Source organism: Aquimarina macrocephali (genome assembly GCF_051627225.1).
GTDB classification, from domain to species: domain Bacteria; phylum Bacteroidota; class Bacteroidia; order Flavobacteriales; family Flavobacteriaceae; genus Aquimarina; species Aquimarina macrocephali.
Window position 1 is genome coordinate 1064040 of record NZ_CP151795.1, and the last position, 15565, is coordinate 1079604.

Here is a 15565-nt window from a genome sequence, read left to right on the forward strand (position 1 = left end):
AGCATCGCTACGGTTAAACTGAAAAATGTAGTGCAACGGTATATTTTGAAGTAGTTACAAGGCGTAATAGATTTTCTAATGCATAATCCGGGTTTAATTAGTTTGGGGAATGTAACCCCATTTTATTTCCTTCAGAATCAAGAAACATTGCGAAATATCCGCTTTCATCGGCATGAGGTGTTTTGGGAACAATGATTTTACCGCTATTTTTCTCGACTTTATCAAGAATTACCTGAAGGTTATCTCCACCATTTAGGTATATAGTCACACCATCTGCCGAAGGTTGGAAACCTTCTCCTTTCATAATAACACCAGTAACCATCTGCCCTTCGTATGGAAGTATGCCCATTTCCATACCTGGCATTTCCATTTTCTCTATGTTAATATCCAAAATTGCCTGATAAAATTCGATTGCTCGTAAAATGTCTGTTGCTGGAATTTCAAAAATTGAAACATAACTTTTCATGGCTTTTGCACTTTGATTTATTGTTGAATCATTTTTCTGTCTTTCTAATTCGGGTTTATCTGTGCTATTACAAGCAGTAAAGCCCAAGATTAATAGTGCAGTAAAAAGACTACATATTGTTCTTCTCATGTTTACTAATTAAATGTAGAGGTAAAGTTAAACTGTAAATGAGAATCGAAATTGTAAAAATGCGACAGATTTAATTCATTTGTAGAAAATAGAAGAAAGCGTCATGTTTTCATTCCCTAAAAACTCTTTTGGGCTAATTCCTGTAAACTCCTTAAAATCTTTGATAAAATGCGCCTGGTCGTAGTATTCACTTTCGTAAGCAATATTAGTGAGGCTTTCTCCTTCTTCGTTAAGCAACATTTTTAGAGCGCTTTGTAACCGAATTACTTTACCTAACTGTTTCGGGCTGATCCCTATTTGTTTTACGAACATTCTTTCTAGTTGTCTCCTTTCGGATACATCTTCTTTAAGAATATCACGTATAGATGTACTCCCCTTTGTTGACAAAAGAGTATCTATAGTTGTTTTAACAATATTGTCGACTGTGACCTGCTCACTGAGTTTATTTAGAAGAAAAAATTCGATGATCTCTATTCTTTGTTTTGTATCTGTTGCTTGAATTATGTCTTGTTCTAATTTTTTGGCGGTTTTTTCTCCAAATAACATTTCTATTGGCGTTTCCTTGTTTGCCAACGTTCTGATTGGTACAGTTACAAAATTGGCAAAACCATAAGGATAAAAACGAATTGCAAATGTGTTAACATATCCTGTTGGCTCTATATAAAAAGGGGCAATGGTTTGTCCTAGCACCATTGAACGAGGTTGTATAATGAAATTATCTTCGGTAGTATATCGTTTTATATCATCTCCAAGTATAAATGCCATTTCGATTGTACCATCAGGAATTATTCGTTGTCTTTGGGTATCCTCTGCTGCAGGAACTTCCAAAGTCCAATAACAACTAATTAGCGATTCTAAATCTGGATGAGGCTGAAAAGTTTGATAATTCATGAACTGTTTCTTTTTCTTAAGTGAAACACAACGTCTCGGCTCGTATGTTTGTTTCTATGTATGAATATACGTTAATTAGTTAATATAGGAAGAGTGATTTCGAGTCTCGGCTTGATACTTTAAAAGATATCGTTTCATAGGTTCAATACTCTTCCTAAGCTAATAATTTAAAAGGATTAGCTTAGTTATAATAAACAAGCTTACATATTAGAGTTATAGATTTCTCGTCAAGATACATCAAAGGTGATATCGCATTATAGAACCCTTTCTCTATTATATTTTCTTAGAATCTGAACAGTACCTAGATCCTAATATTATAGAGGTCGAATCAAATGCGAGCAAAGATGCAGAAGAGAATAGGAGCTATTAAATTATATGTTTTATGGAAAAGAGACTAAAGCAGTGTTTAGGAATTGATGTTTCAAAACAGACATTATCCTTATCCTTAGGTTATTTAACATCGGATTTAAAGAAAGATTTTACCTTTCATTCAGATGTTTCTAATTCTATTTCAGGTTATAAGGAGCTTTTGAGATGGTTAAAGGAGTCTGTTGATTCCAATGTAACTATGTTGATTGTAATGGAAGCTACAGGGGTTTATCATCAGGGTATAGCCCATTATTTATATACCCAAGGTTATGATGTTTGTATCATGCAATCAGGTAGGGTTAAGCGTTATGCACAGAGTTTAGATCAACGTTCAAAGACAGATGCACTAGATAGTAGAATGCTTAGTATGCTAGGCTTAGAAAGGACAATACGTCTTTGGCATCCACCGAGTAAAGAATTACAGACATTAAAGCTATTAAGCAGAGAGCGTAGTTCTTTACTTAAGGATAAGACCGTTGAGACCAACCGTCAAGGAGCTATTGCATCGAGTGTTTATCATAATTCAAAATCTTTAAAACGACATAAGAACAGATTGAAGCTTCTTCTAACCCAAATAGAATTGATAGAAGAAGAGATGCAAGAACTGGTAATGAAGAGTGAAGAGCTGAAAAGAAAGATTGGTTTTATGATTAGTATTCCTGGTATATCGTTTATATCTGCAGCAACCGTTATTGGTGAGACCTTAGGTTTTGATTCCATAGCAAATGCAAAACAACTAGCTAGTTATGCTGGTTATGATATAGTGCTACGAGAATCAGGCAATTTTAAAGGCAAAACAAGGATTAGTAAAAGAGGAAACAGTCACATCAGAGCTGTTTTGCACATGCCATCAATGACTTGCGTGCGTTGTAACCCCACATTAAAGCAATTCTACAATAGACTTAAGCCAAAAAAAGCAAAGCCATTAGTGGCCTTAATAGCGGTTCAGAGAAAACTTTTGATACTGATGTACACCCTTTGGAAAAACGAAAAAGATTATGATTTAGAATATGAAAATAAAAAGCAGCAAAAGCATAGAACTCTTGCTGCGCAGGATAACAATTTGATTGCTCAATTTGTTTCCTAATATTTTAAATAAAAAACTTGTTTTTTGACACAGTACCTATGATTAGTACGGGATTAAAAGGCAATTAATTTCCGTTTAAGCTCTTAGCCAAAACTTTTTATTTTGTTTTATCTTTTTTGTTCTAAAACCAAATCAAAAAGATTTGGCGGACTTCATAAAAACACACCAAACTTTGACTTAACCACCAAAACCCGTATTAATTATAGCCATTGTTGCAGGTAGTTTTTTAATCAATAATTATACATGTCTAATTCATCAAAGTCTTTTATTTCAGACAGTTTGATTAGATTTTCTATTTCAATATTACTCCAAGTTTCCTTAAATATCTCATCTCCGCTTTCCGCATCCTCATTGGTATTTTCTCTAATTAGTTTCTTTTTTGTCAAGAAGTTAATGCTTGTTTCTCTATTTGTGATTGGACCACGATTACTACTAGAATCATATCCAATTAATTCAAAATTAGATTTTTGAAATCTGAAGGTGTAATCCCAATATCCGTATCTGCCGTGTCCATAATGCACATGCAATTTTTCATTTTTAATTTCAATCCATAATTCAGGTGGGAAATAAACTCCACCATCTTCATTTTCGGATGAAAAACAATTGTAATTTTTATCGGTAAGTTGATAACCATTCGCATTTTTAAATAACACAATTATTCCGCGCCTATTTCTGTTAACTGTTTTGTCAAAACGATTTATAACCACATTACTTGTATCGGTTTTCTTAATTACAAGTACGCAGTCATCTTTTCCATCTTTATTAAGGTCTCCAAAATATTTGTCAAACTCTACATATCCTTTTGGAATAAATTCAGATGGTTCATTGTTTTGCGCGTTACAACCAAAATTCATCAATATAATTAGGGATAATATTTTTAAAACTTCATTCATTCGGTTTTAACTTCTGGCGGTTGGTTCAAATTACCTACAACAATGTTATAAAGGATATATGTTCTTTATATTCCATGTATGTTTATTTACAAATCTACTGGTTTTTGCCCGATCTACGACATTAACCTGTTAGCCTAAAAGAAGATATACTTACTCTGTTAATCCTTCACCTTCCATATACAACTCTTCTAATTGTCTTTTAACCTCATCAGAAGGGTTTGCCCACATCCCTCGTTGTATAGCTTCCAACAAGCGTTCACTCATATCTTTTAATGCCCAGGGATTGTTTTGGGTAATAAATTCTTTGTTTTCAGGAGTTAACAAATAGCTTTCTGTAATTCCTTCATACATAAAATCATCAATCAGATTTGTCGTAGCATCATAGGCAAACAGATAATCTAAAGTGGCAGCCATCTCAAAAGCTCCTTTATACCCATGCCGTTGTACTCCGGCAATCCATTTGGGATTAATTACCCGTGAGCGGTATACTTTTAGTAATTCTTCTTTCAGTGTTTTTACCTTGGGGGTTTCTGGTCGGGAATGATCTCCAAAATAGATTTCGGCTTCATTACCTTTTACAGTTTTTACGGCATTGGCCAATCCCCCATGAAATTGGTAGTAATCATCACTATCCAAAATATCATGCTCCCTGTTATCCTGGTTTTGCATTACAATCTGCATCGCTTGTAATCGATATTGAAACGATTCATGTGCAGAAACTCCTTTTTTAGAATTGCCGTAGGCATATCCACTCCAATTGATATATACTTTGGCAAGATCTTCCTGGGTTTGCCAGTTCTTCTCATCGATTACTGCTTGCAGTCCTGCTCCGTATGCTCCCGGCTTAGAACCAAACACACGATATAAAGCACGTTGCGAAGCTTCCTCTTGTGGTAATCCTTGCTCCTGCCATTGTGATTGTTCTATCAAAAATCGTTTTCTGATTGGATTATCTTCTATAGGTTCATCCAGATTTGCCAAACGCGTTACCACCGCATTAAACAGATTGATTACATCTGGAAATGCGTCTCTAAAAAACCCTGAGATCCGTAATGTAACATCTACTCTGGGTCTTCCTAATCTTATTAAGGGAATTACCTCAAAATCAGTAACTCTGCGATTGGCATTTTTCCATAACGGGCGTACTCCCATTAATACAAATGCTTGTGCAATATCATCGCCCCCTGTACGCATGGTAGAGGTTCCCCATACCGAAACTCCAATGGTTTCTGGGTAATCACCATTTTCCTGCAAATATCGATCAATAATGAGCTGTGCGCTTTTCTCTCCCAAACGGTAAGCTGTTTCGGTAGGAATGGTACGTACATCTACAGAATAAAAATTTCTTCCGGTAGGCAACAAATCCAATCGACCTCGTGTTGGTGCTCCCGATGGCCCAGAGGGAACATAGCATCCATTAAGACCTCCTAATAAATACTCAAGTTCGTCTGTAGTTTGTTCTACCGCAACTAAAGTAGTAGATTTTATATGTCGTACTATTTGATTCAAGAAAGGATACTCTTCGGCAAGGATTTCTTTTTCTAAATACGTAATCAATTGTCTTTTTGCAATACTTTCTAATTGTTGAGTCACATGCCCTGCCGTTTTACAAAAAACACCTTCAATAGTCAACTCCATAGATTCTGTATAAGCAACCTCTAGAATGTTTTTGGTGATTCCTAAATCTTTGGCCAATGCTTGTGTGATTCCTTCCTGTTGATATCCTGGTACGCGATGTAATGCTATTAACAAATCAATGAGCTGTTCATCTACAGGAGCCTTTCCAAAAATATGGAGCCCATCTCTAATCTGTGCTTCTTTTAATTCACATAAATATCCGTCTAATTTGACTAATAATTCATCTACATCGTCTGAGGCGATTCCCAAATCCACATTTAATTTGGTTTGCGTAACCAGATCAGCTATTTCTTTTTCTAATACACGTGATCGTTTGGGATCTAAGGTAGCTGCTTCATAATATTCATCTACCAGATGTTCCAGTTTCATTAGACTACCGTAACTTTCTGCACGGGTCATCGGCGGAATTAAATGATCTATGATCACTGCCTGATTGCGTCGTTTTGCCTGTGTTCCTTCTCCCGGGTCATTAATGATAAACGGGTAAAAATGTGGTAATGCTCCAAATACGGCTGCAGGAAAGCAAGTTTCGGGATCTAGTGACACACTTTTTCCGGGTAACCACTCCAGGTTTCCGTGTTTTCCTAAATGGATCACTGCATCTGCCTGATAGTTTTGTTGTAACCAAAAGTAATAGGCAAGATATTGATAGGTTGGTGGCAGATCAGGAGAATGATAGATTGTCTGTGGGTCCTGATTATACCCTCTGGAAGGTTGAATACTCACAAAGATATTTCCCAATAAAAATCCAGATACTATAAATCCATCACCGGTATAATACGGATCATCTTCTGGTTTCCCCCATTGTGCTGTTACTTTATCCTGTAATGCTGAAGATAATGCCGAAAAACATATATCAAAATCTGCTCGATCAAAAGTCAATGCATGCGGCCTGGTCATTGTGGTCGTAACATCATTAGTGGTCACCTGTGTAATCCAATGCATTAGCTCTGTACCACTCTTTGGTAATTGTTCTCCTACATTATACCCTTCCGCTTTAAGCGTATTTAATAAAACAATACAACTTTCGGGTGTATCGAGACCTACTCCGTTTGCAAGACGACTGTCCTTATTGGGGTAATTTGGTAAAATGACCGCTACCTTTTTATCTATATTCTTTTTATACTGTAATGCTGCCCAGCGCTGAGCTAATTCTGCCATAAAATCGCAGGCAGGAATATGAGCCTCATATTTTAAAATAGAGCTATCGGTAAGTGCATCTTTACTAATTTCTTTTTTAAACGAAACTGCACGACCAATAATTCTTCCGTCAATTTCGGGTAAGGCGATATTCATAGCAATATCTGTAGGAGGTAACCCAAAGAGTCCTTCTTCCCATACTTGCTTATTAGCAGTAGAAAATATGGCTTGCAAAACGGGAATTTTAAGTTTTTCGAAGATAAACGCTGAACCATCCATGGGTTTGATCGTAAACCCTGTAGTATTAATAATGGTATGCACATCACGATTCCCGTTATGTGTCATTAATGCTTGTACCTGATCTAATAATTTAGGATCTCGCAGATTGCTGGCAAAAACCACAAAGGCATTTATTCCTCGTTCCTGAAGTGCTGCACTCATCACATGTAACGGCTCCATATTATCAGATAGAAAATGAGTGCGATATCCTAACAATGCCACATTAGGTTTGGAGGTATCTATAGTACTTTCTAAAACCTCTTGAGTAGTCATTCCTAACGCTGTAGTATACAAAAATACATCTGCAATACCTATAGCAGGTACAATCGGAAGTTGTATATCAAAGAAATGAGTTCGTAAATAATTAAATAGGGCAACAGCATTTTCTTTTCCTCCTTCTTGTAAATATTGTCGACACTGATGTACAATTTGTATGTCGACAGATGACAACTGCATTAGCTCAAAATCCGGTTCATGAGCTGGTAAAAATAACATCGTATTACCCGTTTGCTCTTGCAAATTCACCAGGGACTCTACCAAATATGTATAGTAGCTAATTCCTCCTAGCATACTACAAACAATAACTTTGGCTTTACTCAATACTTCTTCGAGATAGGTATCTATTGTCAATTCTTGTTTGAGATATACCAGATTGGTCATTCGCAAACTAGGTAATTTATTTCCTTCGGCTTCGTGTAGTTCCTTATACGCCTCATTTAAGGTATGAATTTCGGTATCTCCGGCACTCAGAAATACAATATCTCCCGGTTGCTGATCGATATAAAAAATACCATCATCATTGGGGTTCCACCCTCCGGGTATGGTTGCGATTAGATGCATAAATCTACAGGTTCTTCTAACGCTGCCCAGTACAAATGAATGTAGCTGGCGTATACGTTTTGATGTTGATATATTTTTGTTGAAACTTCTTTTTCTCTTGCCGAGAAGACTTGCCCTACAGTGGGTATGATATCATCGTTCATTACTTTGGAATAATGAAATTCGTGTCCCCAAATTTCTAAATCATTACACACTACTTTTCGATATCCTAAAGATAATTTTTTGTTTTGCATAGAAGTACGAAACGGAAATATTCCTACCATATCGTATTCCTTGCCTTCTTCATCAATAATGGTATTCCCCAGATACATCATCCCACCACATTCTGCCAGAATTTTTACTCCCCGATCTGCAGCTTTTTTTAACTGATTTCGCATTGCGATATTATCGGATAACATTTCAAGATATAATTCAGGATACCCTCCTGCCAGATATATCATATCTGCTTCAGGGAGTTTCTGGTCATGAATCGGGCTAAAATATAGGATTTCTCCAATAGCTTCTAACCATTTTAGATTTTGAAGATAAGTAAATGTAAATGCCTCATCTTTTGCTATAGCTATCTTATATTTTTTTTCTGAAGTTATAATATCCGATGCTTCTTGATCTATTTCAGGAACTATTTTTGCATATTCTAAAAGTGTTAGTAACGATATATGTTTTGCAATATGCGAGGCTGCTTTTTCAATAACATTTTCAAAAGTACCATCGATATGTAATCCCAAATGACGTGAGGGAATTGCAATTTCTTCATTCGGTGGAATGTATCCTAAAGATGGAATCCCTACAGTATCACATGCTTCTTTAAGGAAGGCATAATGTGATTCTGTTTTTATAAAATTAAAAATAACGCCCGCGATCTTAACTTTGGGATCAAAAGTTTTTAATCCGTGTAAGATTGGAGCAATCGTATATGCCATAGCACTGGCATTAACCACCAGGATTACCGGAATATCCAATAATTTAGCTATCGCTGCCGAGCTTCCCCGATCCTTTACTGCACCATCGAACAATCCCATCACTCCTTCTATAATACTAATATCGACAGACGCACTATAATGTTCAAAAACAGTTTTTACATGTTTCTCAGGCATCATCACGGTATCTAAATTTATAGCTGATTTTCGAGCAGCAGTACTGTGATGAATCGTATCAATATAGTCGGGTCCGCATTTAAAAGTTTGCACAGTATTTCCCTGGTTACTAAACCAACGAGACATCCCTAGTGTAAGTGTTGTTTTTCCCGAATTACTCCACGGAGCAGCTATTAAAAATGCTTTGGACATATGGTTTAGAAAGAATTGAGATTTTAGATCGCTTCGCTGTTAGAAGTTAGATCATAAATTTTGTATTGGTGTAATTTCTTCGATTCATTGTCATGCTGAGCTTGTCGAAGTAAATTATTGTAAGAATGTCCTTCGACAAGCTCGGGGCGACATTTCTTTTTATAATTGTATATTTCTCTACACATAATTATTTAAATTACTAAAAATCAGAGACTGTAGTATAATTCAACTTTAGCTGTTGTGCTAACTGCTTGGCCTTACCTAATCTTACAAACCCTGTTTCGGTATCAATAACAGTAGTTTTTTGAATCCTCGCCAGGTATTTTTTATACGTGGTGATTGCATATTGAAATGGATTTTCTGCTCCCGCATTTATTTTTCCATCTGTAAAAACAAACAATTGTACTGTTTGCGTATTTACAGATCGCAGCAATTCATATACTTTAAAAAAAGCAGCTCCCAAATTCGTCTTTCCTCCTGTTTTTAATTGATGATTTATATTTGAAATTTCCTGAGTATTAGCCGTAAACTCCTGGATAATTTTAGCTGTAGTATCCTGTAAGCCAACTATAGCATACTGGATTTTTTGCAAAGGATATGACATAATTGTTTTCTCTATGACCCCCTTTAAATATGCCATTTGTTGATCTAGTGCCATAGACGCACTGGTATCAACCAAAAATATAATTCGTGCCGTGGCTTTCTGTGTTGCTTGTTTATATATTGCTGTAAATTTCCCCGTCTTCAGATAGTGTTTTACAGATTGCAATACTGATATTTCTTGTTGTCGTTCTGCCGGTTGTGATACCGAATATAATTTCTGTGGGGTATCTAAAAGAATTTCTTGTTTTTTAGTTGCTTTTGAAACTGAAAATTTCAATCCTTGTTGTACAGTTTTTGGTAACTGAAATGTGTTATTATTTTGTCCGTTTCGAGGTACACTTTCTTCCCGGGGTGTATGGTTCTCTGTATCAGATGGGTTTTCTTTATTCTGATCTGTTGGAGGTGTATACTCTTTTGCTCGATGTTGCAATACAAAAGGTGCTATACTATCTACCATTTCTGCAGTTACCTGTTCCTCATTATAGAATGCTGCATAGGCTCTAGCCGTTTTCAAAAGTAAGATGTCTGCACGCATTCCTTCTACTTGATTGGCAATAGTTAATGCAGCACACTGTTCTTGTATTGATTCTGGAATAATTACATCATTAAGTCTCTTTTTGGCCAAAATAACTTGGTGTTTAACCTGCTGTTCTTCTTCTTGAAATTGTTTATAAAATGCTATTGGATCACTATCAAAACTAAGACGCTGCATTGCAATTTTGGTACGTGTCTTCATTTCTTTGGGAGTCTGGATAGTAACACTTAATCCAAATCGATCTAATAACTGTGGCCGCAAAGCTCCTTCTTCGGGATTCATTGTTCCTACCAGACAAAAACGACTATCCATCCATTGAGAGATTCCTTCACGTTCCAGGTGATACCCTCCTGTTGCCGAAGCGTCTAATAATACATCCATTAGATAATCATTGAGGAGATTTACCTCATCGATATACAAAAATCCGCGATGTGCCTGCGCTAGTAATCCTTTATCTACAATCGTAGTTTTCTGGTTAATCAATGCTTCTAGATTAATACTCCCTAATACTCGGTCTTCGGTAGCGCCAATAGGTAAGTTAACAAATGGAAAATCTTCTCCCATCAATTGACTCAACCCCCTTACCATAGTGGTTTTGGCAGTACCTTTATCACCTGTTGCCAGTACCCCTCCAATACTTGAATCTACCAGATTAAGTAACAAACATAATTTTAGATCTTCCTGATCGGGGATGGCAGTAAAAGGATAGGTATATTTTGGTTTCATCTGTATTTTTGTATGATTGGTAAAAATACGGATTTATATAAGTAGAATTGGTATGCTTTTTTATTTATATCTTCTATTTTCTATATGCACAAAACAAAGAATAATTAGAACTACTATTACCCTCATATTTTTTGGTTACTAATTTTATTTTTGGTGATATCACTTTTAATAACCTCTATTAAGTTCATAAAAAAATACAATAGAAATGAATTTTAATCTTTACTCAATTATCCTATAAAATCTATAGTACATTATAAAACATTAACACTTTATAAGCTTAGTTTCTTAATAATTCCCTACTTTTAAAATAGTTATTGATTTTCTTTTTAACAGAAGGGTGCTCAATTTCTAGTCAAAATGCAAACGAATAAGAAACCCTATAAAAATTATATTCGTTAAAGAAGTTAGTCTTCTACTCTTATCTAATTACCCCTATTTATATTTTTTTGAATATGCATATATCGATTTTATTTACTGAATTGTTATATCGTGAAACCTACTTTAAATGAAGAGAATTTTAGCAATAGATGACCAACAACTTGTTTTATTATCCTTAGAAAAACACCTCTCTGATACAGGGTACATTATCAAATGCGCAGATAATGGTCAATTAGGATTAGATCTTTTTGATAGTTTTAAACCAGATATTGTTATTGTAGATATTAATATGGATGGAATGTCTGGTCTTGATGTAATCAAAAATATTCGTCAAGAAAAAAAATCAGATGTTAATATTTTGGTGATGTCAGGTAATACAAATGAAGATACTATTATAGATGGTTTTGATCTGGGGATAGATGACTATATGAAAAAACCATTATCGCTTAATGAAATTTCGGCTCGTATTGCAAGAATTCTTGGTATAAAACCTACAAAAAAGCTAGAAAACAACTCTAAAGGTCAAATGTTACAAAGACATTGCGTTGGAGTTGTAATCCCTTGTTACAATGAAGAGGCAAGAATTTTGAGTACAGAATTTACTGATTTCACACACAGTAACTTAGGATATCATTTATGTTTTGTTAATGATGGAAGTACAGATAATACTCTAGAAGTTTTAAAAAAACTATCTGAAGGGAGAGAAGATAACATTAGTGTATATAACTGTGTTAAAAATGGAGGGAAAGGAGAAGCTGTAAGACAAGGAGTTCTTCATCTTGCCAAAGACTCACAGTTAGATTATATAGGATATCTAGATGCTGATTTATCAACAGACTTTAAAGATTTTGATGATTTGGTTAAAACTATAGAATCTTCAAAATTTAAAATCGTAAGTGGCTCAAGAATGAGTAGAATGGGAGCAAATATCACCAAAGAGTCTGCACGAAAAATAATAAGCAAAACTATTAATTTGATTATCAGAAATATCTTAGGTATGTCCTTTAACGATACACAATGTGGTGCCAAAATAATGGATAGAGAAATAGTCAATGAAATGTTTAGAGAAAAATTCATTACAAAATGGTTATTTGATGTAGAAATTTTTATGAAGATGCGTAAGTTTTATGGAAAAGAAAAAGCCATTTCTTATATATGTGAGCAACCACTTAAACGATGGGTACATGCTGATGGTTCTAAGTTATCTATGAAAGATTCTGTGAAGATTGTAGGGCAACTTGCTCAAATTGCTTATTACTATAATTTTAAAGTCAAATCAAAGTTTAAGTAAAATAGTAGAATCAAAAAAATCAATTATAAAAAGGAGTTATAGTGTACTTATGTATTCTGTTATCATTTGTAGAATTTTTTCAAAATCCTTCTTTAAATCATAACTTCCTTCTTTCAAATTGTTTTCATAATCTGTTGCTATTTCATAACTTTTTTCAAGTCCAAAAATACTGACCTTATGCTTTAATTTATGCACATATTCTGCAGCCTTTACAAGGTTTTTATTTTCTAAACTACTGAAATATTGTTCTTTTTCTATCGGGAATTCTTTTCTGATAACATTTAACATCTTTCCCTCAAAGACTTTATCCCCATTAGATATCTTATTTATTTCTGATAAATTTGGTTCTTCCATTTAGTTGGTTTTTAATTAGAGTATTCGAAGTACTAAAAATACTCCTTATTCTATAATTATTATCCAAATGATCCCAATAACACCCTCTGAATATGTTTTTTTATTCTCTTTTTGAAAAAGTAATTATATTATTGCCTTTCCCTTGTTTTCATAATCAGGTTTTAACAATGATCATCAAAATTTTAAGATAATCACTTGAAAATTTAACTCTATAAGATAAAACTTAGGGCTATCTAATATTTCTTATCCCTTCATAGACTACAATACTCACTGCATTGGCTAAATTTAAACTCCTTACCTTATCACTGTATATTGGTATTTTATAGAGTTGATCTGGATATTTTTCAATAATAGTTTTTGGTAAACCTGTAGATTCTTTTCCAAAAACAAAAAACAGATCATCTTCATAGGGTATAGAACAATAATCTTTTTCTGCATGGCTAGATAGGTATACCATATTCTTATCCTTATTAACAGTATAAAATTCATCTATACTATCATACATATGTACCGAAATGTGTTTCCAATAATCCAACCCAGCTCTTTTTAATCTCGAATCACTTAATTCAAACCCAAATGGTTTTACCAAATGTAGATTTGATCCCGATGCTAAACTAAGTCTACCAATATTACCCGTATTCATGGGAATTTCTGGTTCTACAAGTACAATATTATATGCCATTCTTTATTATATCTACGCTCTTCAATCGTTTATAAGCAATATATGCCAGTAACTAACATACTTAAAGTTATTCAAAAAAGTACACTTTGTAATACCATAAACCCTACTAGTATAGAAATGATACCAATAACACCATTCATCCATTTAAATATCGACATATTACGTTCAATAAAACGGCTCATGGTAAAGATCAGCACATAACTATATACCGCCATAGAAAATATAATTCCAATAGATTCTATTATCAATATCAGGATGGCATCAGAGATGGTATCTGCGCTAATAATTAGTGCAGAGGTTAGCGCACCTCCTGTACCTGCCAATCCATGTAACATCCCAATCCAAAACGACCTGTTAATAGGATTCATAGCAATTTCTTCGCCTCTTTTTCCATGTAGATGAATAGGATTATTAGCCACATGCTCGTGTGCTTCTATTTTTTTATGATCTGCCATCATCTCATTAATCTTATGATTTCTTTTGATGGCCATTACACCTAGCCAAATCATAATTGGACCAACAGAAAATTCTGCCCAAAAAGAGACGCTCTCTACAAAAGCATGTAAGGCTGCTCTAAATGCTAAAGCAATTCCTCCAAACATCAACAAAGTTACCGAATGTCCTAATGCCCATTGAGATGCTGTAAATGCAGTCTTAAAAGACACTTTCTTTTTCTGAATGGCATTTTCTGCCGCAAGTACCGATACTGCAGACATATGATCCGGTTCAAAAGAATGTAAAACCCCTGCTATCAGAGGGCGGGCAAGATTCATGATATTCATATAGTATATGATATGTGAGTTCCATCGTTATTAATCAAATACATAGCAATCGTTACATTTGGTGCTATTTTCTGACAATGATAATGGCATTCTTGTATTAGTTTTTGATAAAAATTTTCCTGGGCTGTAAAAGTAAAAATTTCCCGAAGACGTCCTGCCATATTTAATGCTAAAACTTTGTTAGCAATTTCTTCTGGATATCCTGCAGATATAGCTAGTTGATATATAAAATCCTTATCCCATGTTGTTTTTCCGCTATGTGTATTGGTTCTGCCTTGTGCTAATTTTGCTGCTTTTCCTAACATAATTCCCATAGATACCTTGGTTATTTGAGGAGATTGATGGATTTTTTCGAAAGTTTCCTGTATCCAGTTTCCATAATGTATACAGGATACCTCTGAAATATTAGAAAATATAGACCTCAACATTTTCTCACTACGAGCTCCAGAGTTTATTAATAATTCTGTCATACCATTTGCAACAGCAACATCAATCCCTTGTTGAATGCTAGCAATATAAGAAGCGGCAGAAAACGGAGTAACAATACCCGTAGTTCCTAATATTGAAATTCCATGTAATATCCCTAAACGACTATTCAATGTTTTTTTAGCAAGCTCTTCTCCGTTTTTTACAGATATGGTAATGGTTACTCCATGTTTCTCGAGATGATGGTCTGATACTATCTTTTTACAAACGATACGCATCATATCTCTGGGAACTGGATTGATTGCTGGTTCTCCAACAGGTATTTCTAATCCCGGCAAGGTAACTAGTCCTACTCCTTTTCCTCTTTCAAAAAGAATATCTCCAGTATCATTAAGAGATACAGTAGCCATGATCTCTGCGTTATGGGTTACATCAGGATCATCACCCGCATCTTTTATTGTTGAATATGTAGCCTCTTTTTGTGTTAATTTATTGGGTTGAACTCGAAATGTAGCGATTTCACCTATAGGTAATTGCACTTGAGTCTCAGTAATTTCCTGTTGAGTCACTAAACTCCATAATGCAGCTTTAACACAGGCCGTGGCGCAGGCTCCTGTGGTATACCCTTTTCGTAATGGTTTATCTGGTATGTCTTGTAATTCGCTCAATACTTATTGATTGTTGGTTTAACCCGCTTTATGCATTAGAAAATCTATTCCATCTTCCAACTACTGCAAATACTGACGCTTTGCTTTATTTTTTAATTTAAC

The 15565-nt window shown here is 34.7% G+C and carries 12 protein-coding genes; 2 read left to right on the forward strand and 10 right to left on the reverse strand.

What is annotated here, in order from left to right; all coding sequences use genetic code 11:
• Nucleotides 1-97 precede the first annotated feature (97 nt).
• Together AAFU52_RS04760 and AAFU52_RS04765 are read right to left on the reverse strand one after the other, a co-directional pair.
• On the reverse strand, nt 98-595 hold the full coding sequence (locus AAFU52_RS04760; protein WP_024771450.1) for a VOC family protein: 498 nt from the start codon (nt 593-595) through the stop codon (nt 98-100).
• 75 nt (nt 596-670) lie between these two features.
• Nucleotides 671-1486: an AraC family transcriptional regulator gene (locus AAFU52_RS04765; protein ID WP_438425711.1), complete on the reverse strand. Its 816-nt coding sequence runs from the start codon at nt 1484-1486 to the stop codon at nt 671-673.
• A 382-nt stretch (nt 1487-1868) separates the two neighbouring features.
• Between AAFU52_RS04765 and AAFU52_RS04770 the strand changes: the two genes are divergently transcribed.
• Nucleotides 1869-2942 (forward strand): IS110 family transposase, encoded by a 1074-nt coding sequence (locus AAFU52_RS04770; RefSeq protein ID WP_438423984.1) that lies wholly within the window; start codon nt 1869-1871, stop codon nt 2940-2942.
• 230 nt (nt 2943-3172) lie between these two features.
• Here AAFU52_RS04770 and AAFU52_RS04775 read toward each other — a convergent pair whose 3' ends face one another.
• From AAFU52_RS04775 to AAFU52_RS04790, 4 genes are all read right to left on the reverse strand, one after another.
• Nucleotides 3173-3835: a hypothetical protein gene (locus tag AAFU52_RS04775; RefSeq protein ID WP_024771452.1), complete on the reverse strand. Its 663-nt coding sequence runs from the start codon at nt 3833-3835 to the stop codon at nt 3173-3175.
• A gap of 150 nt (nt 3836-3985) precedes the next feature.
• Entirely contained in the window at nt 3986-7732 is a 3747-nt protein-coding gene (cobN, locus tag AAFU52_RS04780; RefSeq protein WP_438425712.1) for a cobaltochelatase subunit CobN, read from the reverse strand.
• Nucleotides 7723-9018 carry a cobyrinate a,c-diamide synthase gene (locus tag AAFU52_RS04785; protein WP_438425713.1) on the reverse strand — a complete coding sequence of 432 codons (1296 nt, stop codon included), beginning with the start codon at nt 9016-9018 and terminating at the stop codon, nt 7723-7725. Before AAFU52_RS04785 ends, cobN begins: the two co-directional genes overlap by 10 nt.
• A 199-nt stretch (nt 9019-9217) precedes the next feature.
• Nucleotides 9218-10882, reverse strand: coding sequence for a VWA domain-containing protein (locus AAFU52_RS04790; protein WP_438425714.1), 1665 nt, complete (start codon nt 10880-10882; stop codon nt 9218-9220).
• Nucleotides 10883-11387: 505 nt separating this feature from the next.
• On the opposite strand from AAFU52_RS04790, the gene AAFU52_RS04795 reads away from it, so the two are divergent.
• Nucleotides 11388-12551, forward strand: coding sequence for a response regulator (locus tag AAFU52_RS04795; protein ID WP_438425715.1), 1164 nt, complete (start codon nt 11388-11390; stop codon nt 12549-12551).
• Between the two features lie 36 nt (nt 12552-12587).
• On the opposite strand, the gene AAFU52_RS04800 is transcribed toward AAFU52_RS04795, so the two are convergent.
• From AAFU52_RS04800 to AAFU52_RS04815, 4 genes are all read right to left on the reverse strand, one after another.
• Nucleotides 12588-12905 (reverse strand): Hpt domain-containing protein, encoded by a 318-nt coding sequence (locus AAFU52_RS04800; protein ID WP_024771457.1) that lies wholly within the window; start codon nt 12903-12905, stop codon nt 12588-12590.
• Nucleotides 12906-13134: 229 nt separating this feature from the next.
• The gene (locus AAFU52_RS04805) at nt 13135-13587 is read right to left on the reverse strand and encodes a tRNA (cytidine(34)-2'-O)-methyltransferase (RefSeq protein ID WP_438425716.1); all 453 of its coding nucleotides are present in this window, start codon (nt 13585-13587) and stop codon (nt 13135-13137) included.
• Nucleotides 13588-13658: 71 nt separating this feature from the next.
• On the reverse strand, nt 13659-14369 hold the full coding sequence (locus AAFU52_RS04810) for a hypothetical protein (RefSeq protein ID WP_438425717.1): 711 nt from the start codon (nt 14367-14369) through the stop codon (nt 13659-13661).
• Nucleotides 14366-15463 carry a cobalt-precorrin-5B (C(1))-methyltransferase gene (locus AAFU52_RS04815; protein ID WP_438425718.1) on the reverse strand — a complete coding sequence of 366 codons (1098 nt, stop codon included), beginning with the start codon at nt 15461-15463 and terminating at the stop codon, nt 14366-14368. The genes AAFU52_RS04810 and AAFU52_RS04815 overlap by 4 nt, the downstream gene beginning before the upstream one ends.
• Nucleotides 15464-15565 lie beyond the last annotated feature (102 nt).

Excerpts from the sequence above, each read along its gene's own strand:
- AAFU52_RS04760 (WP_024771450.1), bottom strand. The coding sequence starts at position 595 with ATGAGAAGAACAATATGTAGTCTTTTTACTGCACTATTAATCTTGGGC.
- AAFU52_RS04765 (WP_438425711.1), bottom strand. The coding sequence starts at position 1,486 with ATGAATTATCAAACTTTTCAGCCTCATCCAGATTTAGAATCGCTAATT.
- AAFU52_RS04770 (WP_438423984.1), top strand. The coding sequence starts at position 1,869 with ATGGAAAAGAGACTAAAGCAGTGTTTAGGAATTGATGTTTCAAAACAG.
- AAFU52_RS04775 (WP_024771452.1), bottom strand. The coding sequence starts at position 3,835 with ATGAATGAAGTTTTAAAAATATTATCCCTAATTATATTGATGAATTTT.
- cobN (WP_438425712.1), bottom strand. The coding sequence starts at position 7,732 with ATGCATCTAATCGCAACCATACCCGGAGGGTGGAACCCCAATGATGAT.
- AAFU52_RS04785 (WP_438425713.1), bottom strand. The coding sequence starts at position 9,018 with ATGTCCAAAGCATTTTTAATAGCTGCTCCGTGGAGTAATTCGGGAAAA.
- AAFU52_RS04790 (WP_438425714.1), bottom strand. The coding sequence starts at position 10,882 with ATGAAACCAAAATATACCTATCCTTTTACTGCCATCCCCGATCAGGAA.
- AAFU52_RS04795 (WP_438425715.1), top strand. The coding sequence starts at position 11,388 with ATGAAGAGAATTTTAGCAATAGATGACCAACAACTTGTTTTATTATCC.
- AAFU52_RS04800 (WP_024771457.1), bottom strand. The coding sequence starts at position 12,905 with ATGGAAGAACCAAATTTATCAGAAATAAATAAGATATCTAATGGGGAT.
- AAFU52_RS04805 (WP_438425716.1), bottom strand. The coding sequence starts at position 13,587 with ATGGCATATAATATTGTACTTGTAGAACCAGAAATTCCCATGAATACG.
- AAFU52_RS04810 (WP_438425717.1), bottom strand. The coding sequence starts at position 14,369 with ATGAATATCATGAATCTTGCCCGCCCTCTGATAGCAGGGGTTTTACAT.